The following is a 26,844-nucleotide window of genomic DNA, read 5'->3' on the forward strand; positions in this document are numbered from 1 at the left end:
GCGGGTTCATGACCTAGGTCGCATCGCTTGGGCGTTGCGGCCTTTCACGCGTCTCTAGATGGAGTCAGGCTCGATGTCGAACACCGATCTCCCCGGTTCTTTTTCCACGCTTTCCCTCGATCCCGCCACGGCTGCCCAGACCCCACGCATTGCCATCGAGTCGGTAACGCCGACCGTCGACAATGGCCAGTTTCCCGCCAAGGGTATCGCCGGCCGGGTCATTGAGGTGACAGCCAAGATCTTCGCCGACGGCCACGACAAGCTGGCCGCCACTGTGCTCTGGCGGCAGGAGGGTGAGGAGAACTGGCAGCAGGCTCCGTTGACCCTGGAAACCAACGACCTGTGGCGGGGCCGCTTCACGCCGCCAGCGGTGGGTCGCTATGAATTCGTTGTCCAGGCCTGGTGGGACGTCTGGGGTACCTATCGCTACGAGATCGAAAAGAAGTACGCCGCGGGCGTCGGGCTGAACCTGGAGTTGCAGGAGGGCCGTATTCATGTGGAGCAGGCGCTGTCCCGCGCCGAAGGTGAGCAGCGTGGGCCCCTGGAGGCCCTGCTGCAGCGGCTGGATCAGGCCGGTAGCGAAGGTGACAAGGTCGCCGTGCTGCTGGCGGGCGAGGCGAGTCAGGCGATGACGCCGGTGGATGCCTATGTCCATCTGACCCACAGCATCGAATATCCGCTGGACATTGAGCGGGTTCGTGCCGAGTTCGCCAGCTGGTACGAACTCTTTCCGCGTTCCATCACCGACGATCCCCAGCGTCACGGCACCTTCCGCAACGTGATCGGCGAATTGCCGCGCGTGCGCGACATGGGTTTCGATGTGCTGTATTTCCCACCGATCCATCCGATCGGCCTGGCGCACCGCAAGGGTAAGAACAACACCCTGGGCGCCGGTGCCGATCAGCCGGGCAGTCCCTATGCCATCGGCAGCCCGGATGGCGGTCACGATGCCGTGCATCCGGAGTTGGGTAACCTGGAAGACTTCCGTGCCCTGGTGGCCGCGGCGGCCGACCATGGCCTGGAGATCGCACTGGACTTCGCTATCCAGTGTTCGCCCGATCACCCCTGGCTGCAGGAGCACCCGGGCTGGTTCTCCTGGCGTCCCGACGGGTCCATGCGCTATGCGGAAAACCCACCGAAGAAGTACCAGGACATCGTCAACGTCGACTTCTATGCCAAGGATGCCGTGCCAGATCTGTGGCTGGCGCTGCGCGACGTGGTCTGGCACTGGGTGGAGCAGGGCGTGAAGATCTTCCGCGTCGACAACCCCCATACCAAGCCGCTGCCGTTCTGGGAATGGCTGATCGCCGATATCCGCGGTCGCGACGCCGATGTGATGTTCCTCGCCGAGGCCTTCACCAAGCCGGCCATGATGGCGCGCCTGGGCAAGGTCGGGTACAGCCAGAGCTATACCTACTTCACCTGGCGCAACACCAAGGCCGAGCTGACCGAGTACCTGACCGAGCTCAATGAAGCACCGCTGTGTGACTGCTATCGGCCGAATTTCTTCGTCAACACGCCGGACATCAATCCGGTCTTCCTGCAGAACAGCGGCCGTCCCGGCTTCCTGATCCGTGCGGCCCTGGCCACCATGGGTTCCGGTCTGTGGGGAATGTATGCCGGCTTCGAGCTCTGCGAGGGCGCGCCCCTCACGCCGGGCAAGGAGGAATACCTGGACTCGGAGAAATACGAGCTGCGCCCACGCGACTTCTATGCGCCGGGCAACATCATGGGCGAGATCGCCCAGCTCAACCGGATCCGCCGGCAGAACCCCGCATTGCAAACCCACCTGGGGTTGAAGGTCTACACCTGCTGGAACGACCAGATCCTCTACTTCGGCAAGCGCACCGATGACCTGGGCAACTTCATCCTGGTGGCGATCAACCTGGACCCGTTCAACGCGCAGGAAGGTCACTTCGAACTGCCGTTGTGGGAACTCGGCCTGGACGATAACGCCACCACTTACGGCGAGGACCTGATGACCGGGCATCGCTGGGCCTGGCACGGCAAGACCCAATGGACGCGCCTGGAACCGTCGATGCCCTTCGGCATCTGGCGCATCCAGGCGGGCCACTAGCGACCTCTCAGGCGGGTCGGCCAGGCAGCCAGGGAATATTCCGGCTTGCCTGGTCCGGCCCGTCCCCATCGCCGGGCGGCATGGACGACCGGTGCACGCATCTGATTCAGACGCCCTGTTAAGGACCTGACGACATGGCAAAACCTAATAAAGCTCGTTCCCGCAAACCTGCCGCCTTCATCGATGATCCGCTGTGGTACAAGGACGCGATCATCTACCAGGTTCATGTGAAGTCGTTCTTCGACTCCAACAACGATGGCATTGGTGACTTCCCGGGCCTGATCGACAAGCTCGACTACATTGCCAGCCTGGGCGTCAACACCATCTGGCTGTTGCCGTTCTATCCGTCGCCACGTCGTGACGATGGCTACGATATCGCCGAATACCGCGGTATTCACCCCGACTACGGCACCATGGCCGATGCCAAGCGATTCATCGCCGAGGCCCATGCCCGTGGCCTGCGGGTGATCACCGAGCTGGTCATCAACCACACCTCCGACCAGCACCCCTGGTTCCAGCGGGCACGGCGTGCCAAGAAGGGCTCGGCGGCGCGCAACTTCTACGTCTGGTCCGATGACGACCAGAAGTACGACGGCACCCGCATCATCTTCCTCGACACCGAGAAGTCCAACTGGACCTGGGACCCGGTCGCTGGCCAGTACTTCTGGCACCGCTTCTATTCCCACCAGCCGGACCTGAACTTCGACAATCCCCAGGTCATGAAGGCGGTCATCTCGATCATGAGGTACTGGCTGGACCTAGGCGTCGACGGTCTGCGCCTGGACGCGATTCCCTATCTGGTGGAGCGCGACGGTACCAACAACGAGAACCTTCCCGAGACCCATGTGGTGCTCAAGGAGATTCGCGCCGAGATCGACGCCAACTATCCGGACCGCATGCTGCTGGCCGAGGCCAACCAGTGGCCGGAGGACACCCAGCTGTACTTCGGTGATGGCGACGAATGCCACATGGCCTTCCACTTCCCGCTGATGCCACGTATGTACATGGCCATCGCCCAGGAAGACCGCTTCCCCATCACCGACATTCTGCGCCAGACCCCGGAGATCCCGGCGAATTGCCAGTGGTCGATCTTCCTGCGCAACCACGATGAACTGACCCTGGAGATGGTGACCGACCGCGAGCGGGACTATCTCTGGAACTACTACGCTTCGGATCGCCGGGCGCGTATCAATCTGGGTATCCGTCGTCGCCTCGCGCCCCTGCTGGAGCGCGATCGTCGGCGTATCGAGCTGCTCAACAGCCTGCTGTTGTCCATGCCCGGTACCCCGACGATGTACTACGGCGACGAAATCGGCATGGGTGACAACATCCACCTGGGCGATCGCGATGGCGTACGGACCCCGATGCAGTGGTCGGTCGACCGCAACGGCGGCTTCTCCCGCGCCGACCCAGCCAGCCTGGTGCTGCCGTCGATCATGGACCCGCTCTACGGCTACCAGGCGATCAACGTCGAGGCCCAGTCCCGCGATCCCCATTCGCTGCTCAACTGGACGCGGCGCATGCTGGCCGTGCGCAAGCAGCAGAAGGCGTTCGGCCGCGGCACCCTGAAGATGCTGTCGCCCACCAACAGACGCATCCTGGCCTACCTGCGCGACTTCACCAACGCCCAGGGTGAGCACGAGACCATCCTCTGCGTGGCCAACGTCTCCCGCGCTGCCCAGGCGGTGGAGCTGGACCTGTCCAACTTCGCCGGTCAGGTGCCGGTGGAAATGATCGGCGGTAGCGCCTTCCCGCCCATCGGCCAGCTGCCCTACATGCTGACCCTGCCGCCCTATGGCTTCTACTGGTTCTACCTGGCCGGCAACGAACAAATGCCCTCCTGGCACACCGAGCCACCAGCGCCGATGCCCGACTACCAGACGGTAGTGATCAAGCGCAATCTGCAGGAGCTGCTCGACGGCGAGCCGCGCCGCATCTTCGAAGAGGTGCTGCCGGTCTATCTGCCCAAGCGCCGCTGGTTCGGTTCCAAGGACGAGGCCATCACTGGCGTGCGTCTGGACTACGCCGCCCAGATCAATACCCCCAAGTTGCCGGTGATGTTCAGCGAAGTAGTGGTGACCAACGCCAAGGGCGAGGAGCGTTATGCGCTGCCACTGGGCTTCCTCGCCGAAGAGGACCAGCACTGCAGCCCGCTGGCGACCCAGCTGGCCATCTCCCGCATCCGGCACGTGCGCCGCGTTGGCCTGGTGACCGATGCCTTCGCCTTGACCAGCTTCGTGCATGGCGTGTTCGACGCCTTCCACAAGGGGGCCAAGCTCGCCTTGCCCGCGGGTGAACTGAGCTTCGAGGTCTATGATCAGGCCGAGGACTTCGCGCTGGATCCGGACATCGAGATCAAGCACCTGGGTGTCGAACAGTCCAATAGCTCGCTGATCGTCGGCGACCACCTGATGCTCAAGCTGATCCGCAAGGTGGCGCCGGGTATCCATCCGGAAGTGGAAATGGGGCGCTATCTGGCCCAGGCTGGGTTCGCCAATATCGCCGCCACCCACGCCGTGGCCCAACGCATCGCGGCCGATGGCACGCCGCATGTGCTGATGCTCGTGCAGCAACACATCCACAATCAGGGTGATGCTTGGACCTGGAGCCTCGACGGGCTGGATCGGGTCACGCGTGATCTGCTCAGTGGCGGCATCTCCGACGTGGAGAACGAGTTCACCGCCATGGGCGACTTGGCCGCCTTCGCGGGCGTGCTCGGCAAGCGCCTGGGTGAAATGCACCTGGTGCTCGCTCAGCCCACTGACGATGCGGCCTTCGCCCCGGAAACCGTGGACGCCCAGGCGGCCAAGGAGCTGGCGCATCGCGTCCGCGTTCAGGTGGACGGCGCGCTGGATACCTTGCAAGGCATGGGCGATCAGCTCGATGCCACCGGCAAGCAATTGCTGCAAGGGCTGGTCGGCAAGCGCGAGGCGCTGGCCAAGCGCATCGAGGCGCTGGCGGCCGATGTGGAAGGGGGCCTGCGCATCCGCGTCCATGGCGACCTGCACCTCGGTCAGGTACTGGTGGCTCAGGACGATGCCATCCTCATCGACTTCGAAGGTGAACCGGCGCGTTCGCTGGAAGAGCGGCGTGGCAAGTACGGTCCGCACAAGGATGTCGCTGGGGTCCTGCGTTCGTTCGACTACGCCGCAGCCATGGTTACCCAGTCCAGCAATGCCGGTGCCGATACCTCGGACGAGAATCTGCGTCTGCGTGCCAAGGCTGCGGAAACCTACCGGAATTCGTCCTATGCAGCCTTCCTGGAAGCCTATCGCACCGCAGCGGCCGACATCGGCCACCAGTGGAGCGAGCGGGGCGAACAGGCGGCGCTGGATCTCTACAGCCTGGAGAAGGCCGTCTACGAGATAGGCTACGAGGCTGCCAACCGACCCACCTGGATCAACATCCCGCTACGTGGCGTCGTTGCCATTGTCGAGACCCTCTTGTCTGGAGCCCGCGCATGACCGATCACACCACCGCCTCCGTCGCTCCCCTGGACGACGCTCGGCTCTCGGCTGCCGAAGCCGAGTCGCTGGCCCGCGGCGAGCACGGCAATCCCTTCGCCGTGCTTGGTCCCCATCCCGATGGCGAGGGCGTGATCGTCCGCGCCTTCCTACCCAACGCCCTGGGTGCTGAGCTGGTCGATCGCGTGAGCGGTCGGCCGCTGGCCCAGATGCAACCGGGACGGGTGCCCGGCTTGTTCGTCGCGCGGCTGGAATATGCCGCGCCCTACAAGATGGTGATCCGCTGGCCCAGCGGTGTGCAGGAAACCGAAGATCCCTATTCCTTCGGGATGCTGTTGGGAGAAACCGACCTCTATCTGTTCAACGAGGGGCGTCACCGCAACCTTGGCGAGACCTTTGGCGCCCAGCGCTGCCAGGTCGACGGCGTGGAGGGCGTACGCTTCGCAGTCTGGGCACCCAATGCCCGTCGGGTATCGGTCGTCGGGGACTTCAACAGCTGGGATGGGCGCCGGTTGCCCATGCGCCTGCGCGCCAACAGCGGCGTCTGGGAACTGTTCGTGCCGCGCCTGCCGGTGGGAACGGCCTACAAATACGAGATCCTCGGCCAGCGCGGTGTGCTGCCGCTCAAGGCCGATCCCATCGCCCTGGCGGCGGAATTGCCCCCGCGTACCGCTTCGGTGGTCGCCGACAACAAGCCCTTCACCTGGCACGACCAGGACTGGATGGCTCGGCGCCGCGAACTCCAGGGCCTGGAGGCGCCGATATCGGTGTACGAATTGCACGCTGGATCCTGGCGCCGGGAGGGCGGTGACGAAGGTCGCCTGTACAACTGGCGGGAGCTGGCCGAGCGCCTGATTCCCTACGTTCGCGAAATGGGTTTCACCCATATCGAGCTGTTGCCGATCATGGAGCACCCCTTCAGCGGTTCCTGGGGTTACCAGCCACTGGGCCAGTTCGCGCCCACCTCGCGCTTCGGCTCGCCGGCTGATTTCGCCGCCTTCGTCGATGCCTGCCACCAGGCGGACATCGGCGTCATCCTCGACTGGGTACCGGCGCATTTCCCCACCGACGAACACGGCCTGGCCCGCTTCGACGGCACCGCGTTGTACGAGTACGAACACCCCTACGAGGGCTTCCACCAGGATTGGAACACCTACATCTACAACCTGGGGCGCCATGAGGTGCATGGCTTCATGCTGGCATCGGCCATGCACTGGCTGAAGCATTTCCACATCGACGGCCTGCGGGTCGACGCCGTGGCCTCCATGCTCTACCGCGACTATTCGCGCAAGCAGGGCGAGTGGATCCCCAACATCCATGGCGGCCGCGAGAACCTGGAGACCATCGCCTTCCTGCGTCATCTCAACGAGGTGGTCCATGAAGAAGCACCGGGTGCCCTGGTGATCGCCGAGGAATCAACCTCCTGGCCGGGCGTCAGCGCGCCGGTGAGCGAAGGTGGCCTGGGGTTCGACTTCAAGTGGAACATGGGCTGGATGAACGACACCCTCCACTATGTGGAAGAGGACCCGGTCTATCGCCAGTACCACCATCACCAGATGACCTTCGGCCTGGTGTACGCCTGGTCGGAGCGTTTCGTGCTGCCCATCTCCCATGACGAGGTGGTACACGGCAAGGGCTCGATGATCGAGAAGATGCCGGGTGACGTCTGGCAGAAATTCGCCAATCTGCGCAATTACCTGAGCTTCATGTGGACCCACCCGGGCAAGAAGCTGCTGTTCATGGGCTGTGAGTTCGGCCAGTGGCGCGAATGGAGCCACGACCGCGAGCTGGACTGGTTCCTGCTGGAGCATGGCACCCATCGCGGTGTGCAGCAGTTGCTCGCCGATCTCAACCATCTCTATCGTCACGAGCCGGCGTTGCACGAGCGCGATCACCTGCCCGAGGGCTTCGACTGGGTGGTGGGCGACGATAACGGCAACAGCGTCTTCGCCTGGCTGCGGCGGGATGCCCAGCAGCGGCCCCTGCTGGTGATCGCCAACTTCACCCCGGTACCGCGCAACGACTATCGCGTGGGCGTGCCTGCGCTGGGTCACTGGCAGGAGATCTTCAACAGCGATGCCGAGCGCTACGGCGGCTCCAACCTGGGCAATGGCGGCGGCGTGACGGCGGAGGAGGTCGCGGCCCACGGCCAACCGGCGTCCCTCAACCTGAACCTGCCGCCCCTCGGCCTGCTGGTGTTCAAGCCGCAAGGCTAATCCGGAGCGCCTTCCGCGGGCGCTCTGGCTGACAAGCATCACCTGTCTGGGTGATGCTTGTCAGGCATCTGGCAACCGAGAAGCCCATGATCGATCTCGCCGAATGGAATCTGACGGTACCGGTACCCATGCCCGTGGCTCAGGTACAGACCGCCGAACTCAACAGCAGCGGTTTTCGCAGTCCCTATCTCATGCGGGGCCCAGGCGGCACCTTGTTGTTCTGGGTGCCGGTGACGGGCACCCCGCAACCCTTCGATGACTATCCCGCCACCGAATTGCGCGAGACGCGACCGGATGGCAGCACCTATGCGTGGAAGTACCACGATGCAGATGCGCTGTTGCAGGCGGAAGTCGCCGTACAGCAGGTGCCGTCGCGTCCAGAGGTCGTCATCAGCGAGATCGAGGACCAGGCCCGGGTGCCCGCCGCACCCGAACCGCTGTTGCAACTGGTCTACCGGGTGGAGCGCTCGACCGAAGAGGATCGGGGTCAGGCGACGCAAGGCCAGCTGATCGCCCGGCTAAGGGAGAGCCCCAGCGACAGTGCCAAGGAGGTCATTCTGCTGGAACGCCTGCCGCTCAACAGTCGCTTCAGCTACGACATCAAGCTGGCCCGCACCGGTGTACTCACCGTGCGCGCCCACGGCGCGGGTTCCCGCACGGGAGACCTGGGTCTGCAACTGGATGGCGCCTGGAGCGACCATCACCTGTATTTCAAGGCAGGCGCCCGCTTGCGCGATGGGGAGGGGCCCACCAACGAAGGCGGGCGGGTGCTGTTCTACCGCCTGATTTCCATGCACCAGCCCAACAACCGTTGAGGCTGCTTCAGCGTGCACCCTGTTCATGCTGCTTGCGTTCTTCCCGGCGGTCGTTGCTGCGCTTGAGCTTCTTGGCGCGGCTTTCCAGGGCGAAGTACAGCACGGCAGCGATAAGCAGGGGGACGATGAAATACAGCGTCCGATAGCCAAGCAGGGCGGCGATGATCTTGCCCTGGGAGAGGCCGTCATTGGCCAGCAGGGCGATGAATACCGTCTCCAGCACCCCTACACCGGCTGGGATGTGGACGATGACCATGGCGATGCTGGACAGCAACAGCACCCCGAGCACATGCAGATAGTCCACCTGGCGGCCGAGGAAGAGATAGACGATCGCCGCCATGGCCATCCAATTGATCGACGACACCAGCAGCTGCAGGCAGGCCATGCGCAGCGAGGGCAGGGCGAGACGCTGCTTGCGGATCGTCCACTCCCGTTGCTTGGCGAAGGTACACACCCCCAGGTAGAAGACGATGAAGGCGAGCAGGCCGAAGCCGATCAGGCGCAAGGTGGTATCGCCGACGAACCAGTTGGGCGGCATGTCCACCACACCGCTGACGAAGATACCGCCGGCCAACAGGACGTAGCCCAGCCAGTTGGTAGCGATGCTCAGCGAAAAGATCCGGGTGATGGTGCCGCTGGAAAGTCCTAATCGTGAGTAGAGGCGATACCTCATGCCGATGCCACCCACCCAGGTACTTAGGGTTAGGGTGAAGGCGTAGCAGATGAAGGACACCAGGAACACCTGGCGCTTGACCAGCTTGTGGCCGCAGTAGGCGCGGCCGATGAGGTCGTAGCAGCCGTACATGACGTACGACAGCACCACCAGGCCCCCGACCATGGCGAGGGTGGTGATCTTGTAGCCGGTGAATACTTTCCAGACTTCACCCCAGTCGACCTTGCGGGCGTAGATCACCAGCAGGACGATGACCGCGATCAGGAAGACCCAGGCCAGGATGCGTTTGGCCAGGGCCCAGCGGCCGTGCTGCGGCTTGTCCGCGGTCTGCTGATGGTCCTCGTCGCCCTCGGTATGTTCGAGGGTGTCGCTGCGGCTGCTCATCGTTGGGGATACCTTGAAATCGTGGGGTCCACTCGGTCCTGGGTTTCGAGCTCGGGCTGAACCGGCGGGCTCACCAATTCGATCTTGGGCGTGTGACCGGGCAGCCAGCCGACCCAGGCAGGGAAATGGCGCAGGAAGTGGAAGACCAGCATCGTCTTGGCCAGGTGCCAGTAGGTGCGCTTGGGCACCTTGTTGCTGTCGACGTGCTCGCAGTGATTCTGGATCAGGGATTCCAGGCGCCCGCGCAGCTCACGGTTGAAGGCGTGGTCGTGAAAGATCAGGTTGCATTCCAGGTTGAGCGACAGGCTCAGGGGATCGAGATTGCTCGATCCTACCGTGGACCAATGCTCGTCCATGGTCGCCACCTTGCCATGCAGGGGTCTGAGGCAATACTCATAGATCTCCACCCCGGCCTTGACCAGGTAGTTGTAGAGCATCTGGGCACCCACCTTGACGATGGCCATGTCCGGCTCGCCCTGGACGATCAGGACGACCCGTACGCCACGTTGCGCTGCGTTGCGCATCTCTCGCAGCAGGCGATAGCCCGGGAAGAAATAGGCGTTGGCGATCACCACCTCGCGCTTGGCGTTGCGCAGCATCTCCAGGTAGTGCGTCTCGATGTCGGCACGGTGGTCGTCGTTGTCGCGAAACACCAGCAGCGCCTGGGCATTGCCCGGATTGCGGTTGTTGGCCGGCTTCTGCGAGCGCTTGCCCCACCAGCGGTGGGTTTCCTCGGGAGAGTTGATGGCATCGCGAGCGAAACGGTGGATGTCGTCGACGATGGGACCTTCCACCTCGACGGCATAATCCTGCTTGGCTTCCGGTCCGAAGTCGCCCAGGTGTTCGGCGGAATAGTTGATGCCACCGATGAAACCCAACCGGGCATCCACGACCACGATCTTGCGATGCAGGCGGCGGAAGAGGTTGGTCCTCATTCCCATCACCAGCGGGCGCGGATCGTAGTAGCGGAAACGGACACCGGCATGGACCATCTCGTCGAGAAACTCCCGCGGCAGATCGGGCGAGCCATAGGCGTCCACGGTGATATCCACCTGGACGCCGCGCTTGGCGGCGGTTACCAGCTCCTGCTGCAGGGCTTTGCCGACCTTGTCATAGAAGAGAATGAAGGTCTCGATGATGACTTCACGCTCGGCCTCGCGGATCGCTTCGAAGACCCGTGGAAAGAAGTCTTCGCCGTTTTCCAGCAGGGCGATGCGGTTTCCGTCCCGCCATTCGAAATTCATAGATGGAAGTCCGCAGCCAAGGGGGCATGGTCGGACAGGTGCGACCATGGCTGATTGCCCAGCACCTGTGGGCGACCGACACTGACGTTGCGGGTATAGATTCGGTCCAGGCAGAGCAGCGGGCGCTTTGCCGGGAAGGTCTTGGGTAGCCGTCCCGCAGTCTTCATGAACACTTCTTCGAGGCCTGCGCCCTGGCCAAGGATGTCATTGGCCTTCTGCCGCCAGTCGTTGAAATCCCCGGCCACCACGACAGGCGCGTCACTGGGCAGGGAATTGATGTGTTCGCAGATCAGCTTCATTTGCATCTGGCGATGCTTCTCGCGCAGACCCAGATGGACGCAGATGACATGCAGATCCAGGGCCTGATCGGGAATGCGCAGGACGCAGTGAAGCATCCCGCGTTTTTCCGGACCGGCGATGGAAATGTCGAAGTTGTCGTAACTGACGATGGGAAACTTCGACAGCACCGCATTACCGTGATGGCCGTCCGGGTAGACCGCATTTCGCCCGTAGGCGAAATCGGTCCACATCGAATCGGCCAGGAACTCGTACTGCGGCGCAGCCGGCCAGTTCTCGAAGCGCAACGGGTGTTTCTCGTGGGTGCCCAACACCTCCTGCAAGAAGACAATGTCCGCTGACACCGTCCGCACCGCTTCGCGCAACTCCGGCAAGATGAACTTGCGGTTGAAGGACGTGAAGCCCTTGTGCGTGTTGATGGTCAGGACCTTGAACGAAAAACCCTGTTGCGCATTCGTCATGCCTGGCGCTTCCTCCGCTTGGTCTGGGTCAGCTCGAACAGCAATACCGAGCGTCCGGTGACCTGATAGGTTTCTCCGAATTTGAAGACGTCGCCGGTATCCAGGTCAGGCTGATTGGTATCCAGCTGCAGGGACCAATGCTCGCCCATGGGGACTTCCGGCAGGGTGAAATCCACCACGTCATAGTGAGCATTGACCAGAATCAGCAGCGAGGTATCCGCGCCCTTGCGGCGAATGCCGGTCGGCTGGGCCCGGCCATCGAGCAGGATGCCCATGCACTTGTTGCTGCCGTCCTGCCACTGCTCGTCGCCCATCTCGGTACCGCCGGGCTGCAGCCAGGTGACGTCCTTGACGCCCAGTTCCTCGTTGTAGGCACCAGTGAAAAAGCGGCTACGACGCAGCAGGGGATAACGACGACGCAGGTCGATCAGATTGCGCACGTACTCCTGGAGCTCGGCACTCTTGTCGCTGATCTCCCAGTTCACCCAGCCGATTTCGCTATCCTGGCAGTAACCGTTGTTGTTGCCGCCCTGGGTACGGGCGAATTCATCACCCGCCAGCAGCATGGGCGTGCCCTGGGAGAGGAACAGCGTGGCCAGCAGATTGCGCATCTGCCGATAGCGCAGCTCGATGATTTCCGGATCGTCGGTCTCGCCTTCGACGCCGCAGTTCCACGACAGGTTGTGGGAGTGACCGTCGTTGTTGCCTTCGCCATTGGCCTCGTTGTGCTTGTCGTTGTACGACACGGTGTCGGCCAGGGTGAAGCCATCGTGGGCGGTCACGAAGTTCACGGAAGAGTAGGGCTTGCGACCACGGCGGTTGAACTTGTCGCCGGAGCCCAGGAGGATCTTCGCGAAATCGCCGATCTTGTCTTCGTCACCCTTCCAGAAGGCACGCGCGGTGTCGCGGAAGGTATCGTTCCACTCCATCCAGCCGGGCGGGAAGTTGCCGACCTGGTAGCCACCGGGGCCACAGTCCCAGGGCTCGGCGATGAGCTTGGTCTCGGCCAGGATCGGATCCTGACGGCAGGCATGCAGGAAACCGCCGCCTTCGTCGAAGCCATCCGGCTCACGGCCCAGGATGGTTGCCAGGTCGAAGCGGAAGCCGTCCACACCCATCTCGGTCGCCCAGTAGCGCAGCGAGTCGGTCACCATCTGCAGGACGCAGGGGTGGCTCATGTTCAGGGTATTACCGGTGCCGGTATCGTTGATGTAGTAACGCGCATCATCGGGCATCAGGCGGTAGTAGTTGGCGTTGTCGATGCCCTTGAGCGAGAGGGTCGGACCCATCTCGTTGCCTTCGGCGGTGTGGTTGTAGACCACGTCGAGAATGACTTCGAGGCCGGCATTGTGCATGCGCGCGACCATCACCTTGAACTCACCGATGGACTGACTGGCCATGTAGCGCGAATGCGGAGCGAAGAACGCCAGGGTGTTGTAGCCCCAGAAGTTTCTCAGGCCCTTTTCCAACAGGTGGTTGTCGTCGAGGAAGTAGTGGATCGGCATCAGCTCGACGGAGGTCACGCCGAGGGACTTGATGTAGTCGATCACCTCGCTTTCCTGCAGACCGGAGAAGGTGCCTCGGGCATTCTCGGGCACTGCCGGGTGCAGCATGGTGTAGCCGCGGACGTGGGTCTCATAGAACACGGTGCGATCACGCGGGACACGCGGATGGGTGGTGTTACCCCAGGTGAAGGCAGGGTCGATCACCCGGCAGCGCGGCATGAAGGGGGCGCTGTCACGCTCGTCGAAGGACAGATCGCCATCGTCATGGCCGATGGTGTAGCCGAACAGGGCATCGTTCCACTCCAGCTCACCGACGATCTGCTTGGCGTAGGGATCGATCAGCAGCTTGTTGTGGTTGAAGCGATGGCCATTCTGCGGCTCGTAGGGGCCGTGTACACGGTAACCGTAGAGGGTGCCAGGACGGGCATCGGGCAGGTAGCCGTGCCAGATCTCGTTGGTGAATTCCGGCAGTTCGATGCGCTCGATTTCTTCCTTGCCTTCATCGTCGAAGAGGCATAGTTCGACCTTGGTGGCGTTGGCGGAAAAGATGGCGAAGTTCACGCCGGAGCCGTCCCAGGTAGCGCCCAGGGGGTAGGGCAGGCCTTCACGAACACGAGACTTGGACTTACTGATGAAAGTGGTCGCTTCGGTTAAGGGCTTGTTGGAATCAGTTGAAGTCATTTCGACGCTCTCGGGATAGCTAGGAAGGAAGTAGCTCTGACTCGGCTCTCAATACCTGCCGGTGGCTGAATCGATACAGATCCGGCTACCTGTATATGAAAGGCCCGACGCAGCGCAGTTCCAAGCCCTGATGGCTAACCGACAAAGCGTTGTTTTTTCAAGAAAAAATGAGGAAAAAGGCAGTTGCACGAAGGCCGCAGCGAGGCGGCAGGGGGAAGGCCTGGCCGATTGGCCAGGCCGAACATCACATCACTCGCTTGCGGCGGGCTTGGCCGTCGCCGACTTGGCGCGGGAAGCGCGGGGCTTCTTCGGCGTGGCAGGTGCCACACCTACGCCAGTCGCCTCGACGTTGGCATCGGCTTTAGCCTTGCTGGCGGTGGTCTTGCTTGCACTGGGCTTGACCGCCTGCTTCACCTTGGAGGCGACCTTCTTGGCGGCCGACTCGACCTTCTCGGTCACCGACTCACCAGCGGCTGCGGACTCGGTGGCAGCCTTCTCGCTGCCACTCTTGGTCTTGCCAGTGGTGCGCGCCTTGCCTGCAACGGGCTTTTCCGCGCTCGCTGCAGCCGTGGCGGCGCGCGGTTTCTTGGCAGCGGTCTTCTTGGCGACGCCTTCCTGTTCGGCTTCGTACAAGCGGGTCGCCATCTCCCAGTGGCGATCATGTTCGTGGGCCGGCCGTCCTTCGGACTCCCAGATCTGATAGGCGAGCTGCTGGATGCGTTCGTCTTTTTGGGTCATTGCGGTGCGGCTCCTTGAGTGATGTCTTGTGTGCTGAGCAATCCAAGCGGAAAACGTGCCAGAACCTCGCCGACAGAAAGCTCTTTCTTCTGGTCATGGACAGACGAAGGGGCAAAAGTTTCCCCAAAACGGTACATGGACAAGGTTTCCGGGAGTTTTATCCGGGTGTCCTGCCACGCCTCTGCAGAAAAGGTGAGCTTCCCAGCGGTTTCCAGCAGGTCGGAGGCATGTACCGGCACGATGACGATCACCGCGTGCTGCTCCCAGGTACGGGCGAAGGCCAGTACCTGATCAGCATGGGCTCCCGCTACTGTCAGCGGCAGGTAGGTACCTTCGGTGAACAGCTGCGGTTGCTGCTTGCGCAGTTGCAGCACGGTGGCCAGCACCTGTTGCTTGACCGCGCCGTCCTGCCAGGCGTCCAGTGCCGCACTGGCAGAGGCGTGTTGCGCCAGGGCCTGCTGGCGCGGGGCATAGTCCACGGCGCGGCGGTTGTCGGGTTCCACCAGGCTGAAGTCCCAGAATTCACCGCCCTGGTAGAGGTCGGGAACGCCGGGCGCGGTGTTGCGCAGCAGCATCTGCACCAGGCCGTTCAGCGCGCCGGCAGGCGCCAGTTCGTGTACGGCGGTCACGATCTCGCCGCGCAGGGCGCGGTAGTCGTCGTTGGTCAGCAGGCCTTCCAGGAAGGCTTTGCAGGCTGCCTCGTAGTCGCCGTTCGGCGCCCACCAGTCGGACTCCAGCTTCTCTTCACGCAGAGCCTTTTCCTGCCACTGCAGCAGGCGTTCCAGATAGGCCTGCAGGCCGGCCTGATCGTCGGCTTCCAGGTGTAGCGGCCAGCTGGCGAGCAGGGTCTGGTAGAGCATCAGCTCATCGCCCGGCGTCGGCGCGGGAGCATCGTTCCACTGGCCACGCAGGGGCGCCGCCTGATTCATCCAGCCACTGACCTGGGCGATATAGGCATCCGGTCGTTCGGAGACCACCGCCAGACGCGCACGGGTGTCTTCGCCGCGCTTGTGGTCGTGGGTCGCAGTGGTCAGCATGTTGCGCGGGAAGTGCTCGGCACGCCAACCGCTGGCCTTGTGGAAGGCACTCACGGGTTGGGCGAAATGCTGGGGATCGAAACCCACATCGTTGCGCGAGAGCAGAGGGGCGGAACGATAGCAGGCGGTGTCTTCCACAGCCTTGGCGGCGATGGGCGAAGTGAGTTGCTGGAACTTGGTGATGGCGCGACGCTGTTCGCGACGGGCCACGCTGCCCACCGGCTTGTGCCGCGGTGCATCGCCACCCAGCCAGGCGCGCAATTGCTCCAGCAGCGGCTGTTCCGCTTCGCTGACGTGGGGGCGGGCCGCTTCCAGCGCGGTATCGAACCACTGGGCATCGGCGCCGACGAAACCGGCTGCGCCGGCATAGGTGCGATAGACCTTGAACTGCACGATCAGCTCCAGCAGCACCCGGCGGATGGCGCCTTGGCTGGTGTCACGGGTACGCCAGTCCTGTTGGGCCAAGAGGTGCAGCGTGTGCACGGCCGATTCGAATTCGCTGGACAGCGCGCCGGTGAGCACCAGGCGCCGTGCCTCCCGTACCTCTTCGAGGAAGTCCTCGGTACGACCGGTCTGCTCGGCCCAGAACTGACGCAGGGGCGCTTCGCCGCTGGCGGCATGCTGCACCGCCGAGACCTCGTTCATGAACTCGTAGCCGGTGGTGCCATCGATGCCCCAGCCTTCGCGCAGCTGCTCGCCGTCGGCCAGGATCTTCTCGATATAGATGGGGAAGCCATCTTCCGGCGCACCACCGCTGCGGCTGGCGCAGAGGTCGTCCACGCGGCGACGTAGTTTGCGGCAATAGGCACGGGGATTGGCCAGGCCGTCGATGTGATCCAGGCGCAGGCCGTCGAGCAGGCCTTCGCTGATGAGGCGGAAGATCAGCGAATGGGTTTCCTCGAACACCTCGTGGCGTTCCATGCGCAGGCCGCCCAGTTCGGTGATGTCGAAGAAGCGTCGCCAGTTGATGTCGTCCGAGGCGGTACGCCAGCTGGCCAGGCGGTAGTGCTGGCTTTCCAGCAAGGCGTGCAGGCGTTCCTGGTTGGCGGGCTGGCTACCGTCGAAGGCGGCGACCGCTTTCTCGATGGCGGCTGCCACGGCCGGGTCCTTGGCGGCGTCCGCCAGCTGGCGCTGGGCACCGCGGGCTTCTTCCAGGTCCTTGGCACGCGCCGAGAAGGCATCGGCGAAGAGGCTCAGTTGAGGCAGGTCGCTCTCGCGCAGGATCTGGCCATAGGTGCCCGGGTTGATGGGGAAGTGGTGGGCGTAGTACTCCACGCGGAAGGCGCCTTGCTCGGCGTCGAACACCAGCTTGAGGTCGCCGGCCTGCAGTACGTTGCCGTAGGCATCTCCCAGGAAGGGCAGCAGCACCTGGCCCTGCAGATCCGGGTCCGGTCCGTACCAGTTGATGTCGTAGAAGCTGGCATAGCGGCTCTGGCGTCCCCATTCGAGGATGTCCAGCCACCAGGCGTTTTCCGAGCCACCCACATTGGTGTGGTTGGGCACGAAGTCGGCGATCAGGCCCATGCCGTGCTCGCGCAGGCGGGCCACCAGGCGACGCAACGCCTCTTCGCCGCCCAGCGCAGGGTTGACCCGGGTCGGGTCGACCACGTCGTAGCCGTGCACGGACCCGGCGCGGGCCGTGGTGATGGGGGATGCATAGACATGGCTGATGCCCAGCTTGGCGTAATAATCGACCAGGGGCAGGGCATCGTCGAAGGTGAAATCCTTGTGGAACTGCAGGCGTACGGTAGCGCGCAAGCGACTCATCGAGTGTTCTCCGGATTGTTACGGGCAGTGCTCAGCACGCTTAGGCGTCGTTCAGGGGTGGTTGCGTCCAGCAGGCGCTCCGCAGGAGCGTCCCAGCGGCGCAGCCAGTTGGGGTGTTCGTTGGTGGTGCCGGGCAGGTTGGCCTGTTCCAGCTGACCCAGGGCGTCTTCCACCGGCAGGATGATCAGTGGCGCAGGGGTGCGGCCGATGAACTCGATGGCGGCGTCGACGGCCTGTTCGACATTGCTTTCGCGGGTATCGTCCAGCTTCAGCACCTTGGCCAGGTATTGGCGATCCTCGGCGCGCTCGTCGAGCCGGTCCTGGCGCGTGGTGCCGTCGGGCAGCAGGCCGAGCTTTTCCTGCCAGTCGGCATCACGGCCCTGCCACCAGCCGGTGAGGGTTGGCAGATCGTGGGTAGTGGGCATCCCCATGGCGGTGTCCGACCAGCCCGCGGCGGGCTTGAAGGCCTTGTCGTCGCGTTCGAACAGCAGTATCTGCATACCCATGACGGCGCGCTCGGCCAGGCGTTCGCGGAACCCCTCGGGCACCGTGCCCAGGTCCTCGCCCATGACCACGCACCGATGGCGCCAGGACTCCAGGGCGACCAGCCGCAGCAGGTCGTCGATGGGGTAGGAGAGATAGGCACCGTCGGCCGGGGAAGCGCCCTCGGGTACCAGCCAGAGGCGTTGCAGGCCCATTACGTGATCGATGCGCACACCGCCGGCGTGCGCGAAGTTGGCCCTGAGCATCTCGATGAAGGCGCGGAAGCCGTGCTTGACCATCCCGGTGGGCGAGAAGGCGGAAATGCCCCAGCCCTGGCCCTTCTGGTTGAGCAGGTCCGGCGGACAACCGACGGTGACCGAAGCCAGCAGCTCTTCCTGACGACTCCAGGCCTGGCTGCCACCCCCATCCGCGCCCACGGCGATGTCGGCGATCAGACCGATCTTCATGCCCGATTCGCGGCACTGCTTCTGGGCGGCGGACAGCCCTTCGCTGGCCAGCCACTGGGTGAAGGCATAGAACTCCACGTCCTGGGCGTGGCGTTCGGCGAACTCAGCCACGGCAGGATTCTTGGGGTCGCGATACTGCTGCGGCCAATGCTGCCAGCTCGGCGAGGCATCGCCCTGGGTGAAGGAGGCATGCAGGGCTTCGAAGCGGCAGTGATTCTCCAGGGCTTCGCCACCGTCGCGGCGGAAGGCCTCGAAGCGCTCGCGCAGTGTGCCGGCGGCGGTGCGAAACTCCAGATGCAGGGTGCGCAGCAGGCGCAGCCGCAGCTTGGCCAGGGCCGGCCAGTCGATCAGCTCAAGCTGTTCGAGGCGCTCGGCTTCCGCCTGCAGGCCGGCACGCTGCATGGCCTGACGCACGGGCTCGGCGCCCAGCACCAGCTCTGGCGCGGCATAGAGCACATTGAAGAACACCCGACTCGACGGCGAATAGGGGCTGTAGCGACTGCCATCGGCGCTGAACATGGCGTGCAGCGGGCTGATGGCCAGGGCATCGGCGCCCTTGCCGGCAGCTGCCTTGGCGAGCTGCACCAGACCCTGCAAATCGCCCGCACCGCTGCCACCGTCGCGTCTGAGGCTATAGAGCTGCACAGCCAGGCCCCAGAGCCGGGCCTGCTCGTCGCCTGTAGCGTCGGCGATGGTGAAGCAGCGCTCCGGCGCAACGGCCAGGGTCAGGGCTTCACCACCGATTTCCGCCTGGTGATAACCGGCGGTGCTGATGGGCGCGAGCTGGCCCTGGTCATCTACCTGACCTTCCAGGCGCTCGCCGTCTTCCAACTGCACCTCATAGCGGACGCCACGTTTGAACTGGTCGGGTGTCCCGACGGGTTTACCGACCACGGCCGTGAGGAGGGGTGGCAGGTGATCCTTGTCACCGACCTCGGCCAGCTTGCGCAGGCTGGCATCGATGTCCGCGTCACTGTCCGCGGGCAGCTCGATGGCCTTGAGCAGATTGCGTAGCGCCTCCGGGCTCACCCGTTGGCGCTTGCCATCGTAGGCGGTCCATTCCATGGCGATACCGGCGGCCTTGGCCAATTGTTCCAGACGATCTCCACTCATGCCTGTTTCTCCAGCCAGACCAGTGCGCAGTGGGCAGCCAGCTGACCGTCCTGACGTGCTGGCGTTGCTGCAGCGTCGCTGCTGTGCAGCAATTCACCCTGGGGCGCCTCGTCCACCTGCACGGCGTTCTCGCTCAGGTTGAGTTCGATGGTCAGGCGGCTGCCATCGGCCAGGCTCCAGCGTGCCCGCACGGCGCGGTCGGCCAGGGCTTCGGCGCCTTCGGCACGAGCGCCTTCCAGGCGCGGGAAGAGTTCCCGGCGACGGATCTCCAGCAGCTCGCGATACAGGCCAAGCCAGGCGGCATGGTCAGGCTGATCGGCCTCGCCGAAGTTGGGTTTGGAATCTTCGAAGGTCTTGGGCGCATTCGGATCGGGGATCTGCTGGCGATGTTCTTCACTGGTGAAGAAGTCGAAGTCCTTGAACTCGTTGCGGCGGCCATCCCGTACCAGTTCAGCCAGCTCGTCGTTGTGGCTGGTGAAGAACAGGAAGGGTTGGCGGCTGCCCCATTCCTCACCGATGAACAGCAAGGGAATCATCGGGCTGAGCAGCAGCAGGGCGGTAGCGGCCTTCAGTGCGGGTTCCGGCGCCAGTCGGGTCAGGCGTTCACCGAAGGCGCGGTTACCCACCTGGTCGTGGTTCTGCAGGAAGATGACGAAGGCCGAGGCGGGCAGGTTCTTGCTCGGTTCACCCCGGGCCTTGCCATGACGGGTCGGCTCGCCTTGATAGATGAAGCCTTCGCCCAGGCAGCGCACCAGCTTTGCGGTCGCATCCTCGGTGAAGTCCTGGTAGTACCCTTCGTTCTCACCGGTCAGCAACGGGTGCATGACGTTGTGCCAGTCGTCCGCCCACTGGGCGTCGTAATGCCGTCCGCCCAACAGTGTGGCGGTGTTGTCTTCGTTTTCCAGCATGAGGTGGACATGGCGACCCGGCTCGACGGTACTGCGGATCTCCTCGGCCATTTCCTCGAGGAAGCCCTTGTCGCCAATGGCGTGGACGGCATCGAAGCGCAGGCCGTCGAAGCGGTACTCCATCAGCCACATCAGGGCGTTGTCGATGAAGTAGCGGCGCACGGCATCCTGGCGGAAGTCGATGGCGGCGCCCCAGGGGGTATGGATGTCTTCGCGGAAGAAGCGCTCGGCGTAGGCGTGCAGGTAGTTGCCGTCGGGGCCGAAGTGGTTGTAGACCACGTCCAGATAGACCATGACGCCATGGGTGTGGGCGGTATCGATCAGCGACTTGAGATCGTCGGGGGTGCCGTAGGAAGCTTCCACGGCATAGGGCAGGACGCCGTCATAGCCCCAGTTGCGACTGCCCGGGAACTCCGACAGTGGCATCAGTTCGATGGCGGTGACGCCCAGCGCGGCCAGGCGAGGTACCAATTTCTCCACGCCCGAGAACCCGCCCAGGGTGCCGACATGCAATTCGTAGATGACGCTTTCGTGCCAGGGACGACCCTGCCACTCGACGGACTGCCAGTGGTAGGTGGTCGGGTCGATGACGATGCTCGGCTCGTGCACATCGCCGGCCTGGGCGCGGGAAGCGGGGTCCGGGACCAACAGATCTTCGATCTGATAGCGATAGCGGGTGCCGGCACCGCACTGCGCCTCCACTGCGAACCAGCCGTCTTGCTCGGCTTCCATGGGGATGGTCATGCCGCCTTCCAGCACCACCGACACGGCGTCGGCGCTGGGCGCCCAGAAGTGAAACAGCGTACGGTCCTTGCTCACCAGGGTGGCACCGGCGCGGGTTTGCCAGGCGTAGCCCCCGGTTACCGCGGCTGCGTCGCGCGAAATATCAGTCATGGATGGAGAACTCCCGAAACCGGACGGCAAAAAAGGCACTGCGGCCCAATTGGCCGCAGTTGCTGTTATGACCGGTGAGAGTTGCTCAAAGTTGGGCGGGGTGAGCGCTTTTCGTCGGCCTTTTGGCCAGGGAAAAGCGCTTGGTAGCCACGTCGGACATCAGACGCCGACGTGACGCTCCTGGTGAGCGGTGGCCTGGAGCAGATCGAGGTACAGCGAGGCATAGGGTTTGGCGCATTCGGACCAGAAGAACGGCCCTTGCATGGCCCTGTGACGCATGGCCAGCAGCAGGCCCTGGCGTTCGAAAACGCCCAGGGCGCGATCGATCGCACCGATGTAGTTTTCCAGCGACAGCGGGGCGAACAGGAAGCCGGTAGTGCCGTCTTCGATGCTGTCAGCCAGGCCGCCGGTACGGGTAGCGATTGGCAGCGAGGCGAAGCGCTGGGCATACATCTGGCTCAGGCCGCAGGGCTCGAAGCGCGAAGGCATCAGCAGGAAATCGCTGCCTGCATACATGCGTCGGGCTTCCGTCTCGCAAAAGCCGATGTGGGCGCTGACACGACCCGGATAGCGCAGAGCAAGAGCACGCACCTGCCGCTCGATGTGCGGCTCACCGCAACCGATGATCATCAACTGGCCGCCGCGGGCGACGATGTGATCGGCCGCCTGGATGGTCAGATCGATGCCTTTCTGCTGGACCAGACGCGAGACCACGGCGAACAACGGGCCATTGGACGGCTCGAGGTCGAATTCCTCGCGGATGCGGGCAGCGTTGACCGCCTTGCCGTCCCAGTCGGATTCGTGGAACTGCTGGCACAGGTGCGGATCGCTGCAGGCGCTCCAGCCATCGTCGATGCCATTGAGCAGACCGGTCAGCTTGCCCTGACGAGCCTTGACCTGCAGCAGGCCTTCAAGCCCGCAGCCGAATTCCGGGGTGGTGATTTCCTGGGCATAGGTATGGCTGACGGTGGTGATGTGGTCGGCGTAGACCAGGCCGGCCTTGAGGAAGGACACCTTGCCCCAGAATTCCAGACCTTCCATCTGGAAGGCGTGGGCGGGAATATCCAGGTCGGCCATGACCGAGGCCGGGAACAGGCCCTGATACGCCAGGTTGTGGATGGTGGTCAGGCAGGGGGTAGTGGCACCCTTCCAACGCAGGTAGCCGGCTGCGAGGCCCGTCTGCCAGTCGTTGAGGTGCAGCAGATCCGGCACCCAGCGAATGGAGGCGTCGCCCAGGGCGAAATCGGCAGCGGCGCTGGCAAGACGACCGAAACGGATATGGTTGTCAGCCCAGTCGGCGCCGTTCAGGTCGCCATAGGGATTGCCCGAGCGCTCGTAGAGCTCAGGGCAGATCAATACATAGACGACCAGCCCGTCGTCCAGATTGACGCGACCGATGTCGCAGGCCGGCATGGCAGCACGGGCGGCGATGCGGCCGACCATCTGCACCCGGTCCTTGATCGCGGCCATCACCTGACGATAACCAGGGATCAGTACCCGAACGTCATGGGAGGCGGCGAGGGCGCGGGGCAGGGCGCCGGATACCTCGCCCAGGCCGCCGGCCTTGACGAAGTCGGAAATCTCCGGGGTAACGAAAAGAATACGCTTGCGGCTTTCAACAACGGAGCTCAGCGTCAGCTGAGGCTCTTCAATACGCTTGTGAGGAGAGCTGGATCTGGTGGTGCGAGTGGCAGTTTCTACGGGCTCCAGAGCCCCAAATTTCCCCACGACGGCATTTGCCATGGTGCGCTCCCAATGCAGCAAGTTCGAGACTGAGGTTTACCTGATTGCTTCTTCCTGAAGCTCGATGCTCCTGGTTCAAAAACGCCTACAGCCGAGCTGCTACAGCCTTTTTGCCGGTCATCTCTTCTGAGATGTCTGGAATTGGGCGAGAACTGCTTCGCGGATTTCCAGATTGCTCTCGCACTGACTCATGGACAACGTCACAAGTTTCCCGCGCGAATGTTGCGGTTATCCTTCGTATTGCCAGATGCGTGCCCAAAGCTGACGATCATCTCTGGTGCGCTAAGGAATAAATGGCAAGTGAAGCGTTTTTTGCGCACCAGATCGCCGTAGATGACTACCAAGTCAGACTTCTGGCTGTCGCACCGCAGGTTCATGCCTTTCGTCGGAATGTAATGAAGGGAGATGATCGCGACGGCCCAGCTCGGTTCGCAGCTTGGGCAGGCAGAGGGGGAATTCGCGGTTGACATAGGTGATCAGCCGTTCGCGCACGAAACAGCGCAGGTCCCAATTCTTCGAGGAGTCGCCAGAGCTCACCAGCACTCGAACCTGCATGGATTCGCTCGAGGCATCAGTGACCTGCAGCACGCAGACGCGGCCATCCCATAAATGGGGCGCTTCGGCACAGGCGCGTTCCAATTCGGTGCGGATCGGCGCCAGCGGCAATGAATAATCCACCCAGATGAATACCGAGCCGATCAGGCTGGAGGAGGAGCGAGTCCAGTTCTGGAAGGGTGTCTCGATGAAGTACTGGAGTGGCACTACCAGCCGGCGATCATCCCAGATGCGTACCACCACGTAGGTACCGGTGATCTCTTCCACCCGGCCCCATTCGCCCTCGACGATGACCACGTCGTCCAGCCGGATCGGCTGGGTCACGGCGATCTGCAGGCCGGCGATGAGGTTGCCCAGCACGGGGCGCGCCGCGATACCGGCCACCAGGCCGGCAACGCCAGCCGAGGCCAGCAGGCTGGCACCCACCTGCCGGACGGCGGGAAAGGTCATCAGCATCAGGGCGATACCGATCAGCAGCACGACGAAGCTGAGGCTGCGCACCAGTACCCGGCTCTGCGTCTGGATCCGGCGGGCGCGCAGATTGTCGACCACATCCACCGGATTGCGCAGGGCGATGGTGGCGCCCACCGCCTTGACCATGCGCAGGCCCAGCCAGGTGAAGGCGGCGATGCTCAATAGCCCGGTCACATGCTGTACCGCACGCAACAGCGGCAGGGCATCGGGTGCTGAGTTCCAGACACCCTGGAGCACGACCAGTGGCACGGCGAGGCGTGCGGGCTTCTCCGCGTACTTGACCAGGTTGCGAGCGAGCAGGAAAGGGTTGGCCAGGCGGCGGATGGCGGCGAAGGCCAGGATCAGGGCAATGGTGCTGATCAGCAGGGCGACCGCCGCCGCGATCAGGGTGGTGATCCAGGGGGCGGTGAGCCAACCCGTCCAGTCGATGGCCGTCATGCGCTTTCTCCTATGGCAGACGGCTTCCCATGATCCTGAGAGCTGACGCGCCTGAATCGCGGGAAGCCCTTCGAGATACCTGGATTCCGACTGGAGCGGCCACCCGCGGTTCCCTGATCACCCGCCGAAACCCCTTCAGGAGTTAATACCCCTATGGTGTCTAGCCGTGTGCGGATCCCTTCTGCCTTTTTCTGTCGAGCAGTGAGGCAGGATGTCGCACCTCCGGTCTAAGCTGAGAGGAGACTGCGCAGCGGACGCAGGATAGGAGTAGAATTCGCGCCCCAACGAGACACGTCCAGTCAGATGGCGGACCTGCGGAGATCGAGACGGATTTATGAAACCAGTGGTAGTGGTCGTCGAAGACGAGAACATGTTGCTCGGGCTGATGGAAGAAGTGCTCGAAGGGGAAGGCTTTGAGGTACGGACCTTCGGTACTGCGGACCTGGCCTGGGAACACCTGTCCAGCGCGCAACCCACGCCGGACCTGCTGATCACCGATGTCCGCATGCCGGGCGCCATCGACGGCCTGGAGCTGGCTCGTCGCGTCAAGCAACAACTGCCGGGCCTGCCCATCATCGTCTCTTCCGGATACTTCGAAGAGCTGCAGCCCGAGCGCGCACCGGACATCTACTACCTGCCCAAGCCCTGGCGCTTCGACGACCTGCTGGCCGGCTGCTTCCGCTTTCTCAATCAGCGCAAGGGCTGAGGGCGGTCCCCTTGCTGGGAGGCAGGCCGCGCGAAGCGGCCTGCGCAGAGAGCACCAGGCTGACCGTGCTCAGGGGCCTTTCGGCACTTTGAGTGCGGATGGATCAGTCGCCCAGGACGTCGATCAGGCCCAGCACGAAAAACAGCACGATGCACACCGCCGCGACCGCGACGGGGATGAAGCGCGGATCCTTGATCGCCTTCCACATGACCTGACGATTACGGCGAGACCTTTCCATGACGGCGCTCCAAGGGGGAAGCCGGCGAGCTTAGCGCATCGACGAGGGCGGCGAACAGCGGTGCAGGGCGGCTCGCTTCGCCGTTTCCGACTGCCGTGCATGCTCAGGCAACACCGATCTTCCATTGGGGTGGCGGGGCAGTGCCATTGACCGCGAAGTCACCGACGATCCGGTCCTTGTAGATGCGCGGATTGTGGGAGGCGAGGGTGCGAGCATTGCGCCAGAAGCGATCCAGCCCCTGAGGCTTCAGCGTCGCCGATGCGCCCAGGGCGTCGAACAGGCGGCCGGAAGCGTCGAGGATGAGGTCCGTAACCACATTCAGCGACTGGCAGACCTCCAGTTCGGCCAGGTCCACCGCGCGATCCTCAGCGGCGGGATCGTCTGCGTGCCTGAGGTCATAGGCCCTTTGCAGCGCCTCGGCATTCTTCAGGGTGATCACCCCGGCGCAGTAGGCGGCGCTGCGCACCTGACCTACCACGGCCAGCACTTGCGGATCCTGGCTGACCCGGTCGGCATTGCCGATGGTGAAGGTACGGGTGCGGGCGGCCACTGCTGCGGCGACCTCGCCGCTCATGGCGCGTCCCAGGCCGGCCAGATTGGCGAGGTGAAACACCTGAAAGAACCCGGGCGAATAACGGAACCGCTCGCCCACCGGCACTACGTCCTCGGGCGCTACCCGAACACTGGTAAAGGTCGCTGTACCGCTGGCGGTAAGGGTCTGGCCGAAGCCGTTCCAGTCATCCACTACCTCCACGCCGGGGGCGTCGCGGCGAAGGGTGGCCGTTACCCTGTTGCCCGCGTCGTCGGTGGCGCCCACGTCGATCCAATCGGCATAGAGCGAGCCGGTGGTGTAGAACTTGGTGCCGGAAAGCAGCAGGGAATCTCCGTCCCGGCAGAGGCGGGTACTGAACTCGGCACGCCGGGCGTCACCCACTTCGCTTGAAGCCGGGCCCAGGGTCTCGCCGGCGGAGATACGGGCGAACCAGCGCCTGCGCCGCGCCTCGTCCTCACTGTTCAGCAGCCCTTCGACAAAGCCCATATGCCCGCGCAGGGCCTGGACCAGGTTGGAGTCCGCCTCACCCAGTTCGATGAGCAGGGCAAAGAGCTCCGGCAGGGTGATACCTGCCCCGCCGTATTCGATCGGCAGACGCAAGGCGGTGAACCCCGCCGCCTTCAGCCAGCCAAGCTCCTCTACGGGTAGACGCCGTTGTACTTCACGCGCGATGGCCCCCTCGCGGATGCGCCGGAACAGCGGCTGAAACTGCGCCGAGAGTTCGGCGTATCGATCGGAAGGGCCTGCGCCCCAGCCTGCGCAAAGGGTACTCATGCGAACGGGGCTCCTTCAGATCCTGTCAGCGAGGTCGCAAGCTGGGTGATGCCAATACGGGCCATCGCCGTGTGCGCCATGTCGGTACGGCCGATCAGGAGGGCAGCCGCGACAAAGCGTTGGCCTGGCGCCCCGAGCA

Annotated in this window: 17 protein-coding genes; 5 read left to right on the top strand and 12 right to left on the bottom strand. The window is 63.6% G+C overall.

The window, feature by feature from the left end; genetic code table 11:
- Positions 1 to 73: 73 nt before the first annotated feature.
- The 4 genes from PJ259_RS03480 (at position 74) to PJ259_RS03495 (ending at position 8,572) form a co-directional block, all read left to right on the top strand.
- A complete protein-coding gene (locus tag PJ259_RS03480) occupies positions 74 to 2,077 on the top strand; it encodes an alpha-1,4-glucan--maltose-1-phosphate maltosyltransferase (RefSeq protein ID WP_271654725.1) in 2,004 nt (667 codons plus the stop codon).
- Positions 2,078 to 2,211: 134 nt separating this feature from the next.
- A complete protein-coding gene (treS, locus tag PJ259_RS03485) occupies positions 2,212 to 5,541 on the top strand; it encodes a maltose alpha-D-glucosyltransferase (RefSeq protein ID WP_271654726.1) in 3,330 nt (1,109 codons plus the stop codon).
- The gene (gene glgB, locus PJ259_RS03490) at positions 5,538 to 7,757 is read left to right on the top strand and encodes a 1,4-alpha-glucan branching protein GlgB (protein ID WP_271654727.1); all 2,220 of its coding nucleotides are present in this window, start codon (positions 5,538 to 5,540) and stop codon (positions 7,755 to 7,757) included. Before treS ends, glgB begins: the two co-directional genes overlap by 4 nt.
- Positions 7,758 to 7,843: 86 nt before the next feature.
- Complete coding sequence (locus tag PJ259_RS03495) at positions 7,844 to 8,572, top strand: polysaccharide lyase family 7 protein (protein WP_271654728.1); 729 nt, start codon at positions 7,844 to 7,846, stop codon at positions 8,570 to 8,572.
- Positions 8,573 to 8,579: 7 nt separating this feature from the next.
- On the opposite strand, the gene PJ259_RS03500 is transcribed toward PJ259_RS03495, so the two are convergent.
- From PJ259_RS03500 to PJ259_RS03545, 10 genes are all read right to left on the bottom strand, one after another.
- Positions 8,580 to 9,629 (bottom strand): lysylphosphatidylglycerol synthase transmembrane domain-containing protein, encoded by a 1,050-nt coding sequence (locus PJ259_RS03500; protein WP_271654729.1) that lies wholly within the window; start codon positions 9,627 to 9,629, stop codon positions 8,580 to 8,582.
- Positions 9,626 to 10,873 carry a cardiolipin synthase ClsB gene (gene clsB, locus PJ259_RS03505; protein ID WP_059314771.1) on the bottom strand — a complete coding sequence of 416 codons (1,248 nt, stop codon included), beginning with the start codon at positions 10,871 to 10,873 and terminating at the stop codon, positions 9,626 to 9,628. Before clsB ends, PJ259_RS03500 begins: the two co-directional genes overlap by 4 nt.
- Positions 10,870 to 11,631: an endonuclease/exonuclease/phosphatase family protein gene (locus PJ259_RS03510; protein WP_059314772.1), complete on the bottom strand. Its 762-nt coding sequence runs from the start codon at positions 11,629 to 11,631 to the stop codon at positions 10,870 to 10,872. Before PJ259_RS03510 ends, clsB begins: the two co-directional genes overlap by 4 nt.
- On the bottom strand, positions 11,628 to 13,817 hold the full coding sequence (gene glgX, locus PJ259_RS03515) for a glycogen debranching protein GlgX (protein WP_271654730.1): 2,190 nt from the start codon (positions 13,815 to 13,817) through the stop codon (positions 11,628 to 11,630). The genes PJ259_RS03510 and glgX overlap by 4 nt, the downstream gene beginning before the upstream one ends.
- Before the next feature lie 249 nt (positions 13,818 to 14,066).
- Positions 14,067 to 14,555: a DUF2934 domain-containing protein gene (locus PJ259_RS03520; protein WP_271654731.1), complete on the bottom strand. Its 489-nt coding sequence runs from the start codon at positions 14,553 to 14,555 to the stop codon at positions 14,067 to 14,069.
- A complete protein-coding gene (gene treY / locus PJ259_RS03525) occupies positions 14,552 to 17,359 on the bottom strand; it encodes a malto-oligosyltrehalose synthase (RefSeq protein ID WP_271654732.1) in 2,808 nt (935 codons plus the stop codon). The genes PJ259_RS03520 and treY overlap by 4 nt, the downstream gene beginning before the upstream one ends.
- Positions 17,356 to 19,422 carry a 4-alpha-glucanotransferase gene (gene malQ / locus PJ259_RS03530; RefSeq protein WP_271654733.1) on the bottom strand — a complete coding sequence of 689 codons (2,067 nt, stop codon included), beginning with the start codon at positions 19,420 to 19,422 and terminating at the stop codon, positions 17,356 to 17,358. The genes treY and malQ overlap by 4 nt, the downstream gene beginning before the upstream one ends.
- Complete coding sequence (gene treZ / locus PJ259_RS03535; protein ID WP_271654734.1) at positions 19,419 to 21,224, bottom strand: malto-oligosyltrehalose trehalohydrolase; 1,806 nt, start codon at positions 21,222 to 21,224, stop codon at positions 19,419 to 19,421. Before treZ ends, malQ begins: the two co-directional genes overlap by 4 nt.
- 159 nt (positions 21,225 to 21,383) lie before the next feature.
- Positions 21,384 to 22,967, bottom strand: a complete 1,584-nt coding sequence (glgA, locus tag PJ259_RS03540) for a glycogen synthase GlgA (protein ID WP_271654735.1) — start codon at positions 22,965 to 22,967, stop codon at positions 21,384 to 21,386.
- 345 nt (positions 22,968 to 23,312) lie between these two features.
- Entirely contained in the window at positions 23,313 to 24,434 is a 1,122-nt protein-coding gene (locus tag PJ259_RS03545; protein ID WP_271654736.1) for a mechanosensitive ion channel family protein, read from the bottom strand.
- A gap of 334 nt (positions 24,435 to 24,768) precedes the next feature.
- Here PJ259_RS03545 and PJ259_RS03550 point away from each other — a divergent pair, with 334 nt between their 5' ends.
- A complete protein-coding gene (locus PJ259_RS03550) occupies positions 24,769 to 25,140 on the top strand; it encodes a response regulator (protein WP_059314778.1) in 372 nt (123 codons plus the stop codon).
- 103 nt (positions 25,141 to 25,243) lie between these two features.
- Here the strand turns inward: PJ259_RS03550 and PJ259_RS03555 are convergent, their stop codons facing one another.
- Together PJ259_RS03555 and PJ259_RS03560 are read right to left on the bottom strand one after the other, a co-directional pair.
- Positions 25,244 to 25,378, bottom strand: a complete 135-nt coding sequence (locus PJ259_RS03555; protein WP_257721115.1) for a hypothetical protein — start codon at positions 25,376 to 25,378, stop codon at positions 25,244 to 25,246.
- Positions 25,379 to 25,481: 103 nt separating this feature from the next.
- Positions 25,482 to 26,705 carry an acyl-CoA dehydrogenase family protein gene (locus PJ259_RS03560; RefSeq protein WP_271654737.1) on the bottom strand — a complete coding sequence of 408 codons (1,224 nt, stop codon included), beginning with the start codon at positions 26,703 to 26,705 and terminating at the stop codon, positions 25,482 to 25,484.
- Between the last annotated feature and the right edge of the window lie 139 nt (positions 26,706 to 26,844).

This window comes from Pseudomonas sp. JBR1, assembly GCF_028198185.1.
GTDB lineage: Bacteria > Pseudomonadota > Gammaproteobacteria > Pseudomonadales > Pseudomonadaceae > Chryseomonas > Chryseomonas oryzihabitans_E.

Coding starts and splice junctions, on each gene's coding strand:
- PJ259_RS03480 (WP_271654725.1), top strand. CDS start 74: ATGTCGAACACCGATCTCCCCGGTTCTTTTTCCACGCTTTCCCTCGAT.
- treS (WP_271654726.1), top strand. CDS start 2,212: ATGGCAAAACCTAATAAAGCTCGTTCCCGCAAACCTGCCGCCTTCATC.
- glgB (WP_271654727.1), top strand. CDS start 5,538: ATGACCGATCACACCACCGCCTCCGTCGCTCCCCTGGACGACGCTCGG.
- PJ259_RS03495 (WP_271654728.1), top strand. CDS start 7,844: ATGATCGATCTCGCCGAATGGAATCTGACGGTACCGGTACCCATGCCC.
- PJ259_RS03500 (WP_271654729.1), bottom strand. CDS start 9,629: ATGAGCAGCCGCAGCGACACCCTCGAACATACCGAGGGCGACGAGGAC.
- clsB (WP_059314771.1), bottom strand. CDS start 10,873: ATGAATTTCGAATGGCGGGACGGAAACCGCATCGCCCTGCTGGAAAAC.
- PJ259_RS03510 (WP_059314772.1), bottom strand. CDS start 11,631: ATGACGAATGCGCAACAGGGTTTTTCGTTCAAGGTCCTGACCATCAAC.
- glgX (WP_271654730.1), bottom strand. CDS start 13,817: ATGACTTCAACTGATTCCAACAAGCCCTTAACCGAAGCGACCACTTTC.
- PJ259_RS03520 (WP_271654731.1), bottom strand. CDS start 14,555: ATGACCCAAAAAGACGAACGCATCCAGCAGCTCGCCTATCAGATCTGG.
- treY (WP_271654732.1), bottom strand. CDS start 17,359: ATGAGTCGCTTGCGCGCTACCGTACGCCTGCAGTTCCACAAGGATTTC.
- malQ (WP_271654733.1), bottom strand. CDS start 19,422: ATGAGTGGAGATCGTCTGGAACAATTGGCCAAGGCCGCCGGTATCGCC.
- treZ (WP_271654734.1), bottom strand. CDS start 21,224: ATGACTGATATTTCGCGCGACGCAGCCGCGGTAACCGGGGGCTACGCC.
- glgA (WP_271654735.1), bottom strand. CDS start 22,967: ATGGCAAATGCCGTCGTGGGGAAATTTGGGGCTCTGGAGCCCGTAGAA.
- PJ259_RS03545 (WP_271654736.1), bottom strand. CDS start 24,434: ATGACGGCCATCGACTGGACGGGTTGGCTCACCGCCCCCTGGATCACC.
- PJ259_RS03550 (WP_059314778.1), top strand. CDS start 24,769: ATGAAACCAGTGGTAGTGGTCGTCGAAGACGAGAACATGTTGCTCGGG.
- PJ259_RS03555 (WP_257721115.1), bottom strand. CDS start 25,378: ATGGAAAGGTCTCGCCGTAATCGTCAGGTCATGTGGAAGGCGATCAAG.
- PJ259_RS03560 (WP_271654737.1), bottom strand. CDS start 26,705: ATGAGTACCCTTTGCGCAGGCTGGGGCGCAGGCCCTTCCGATCGATAC.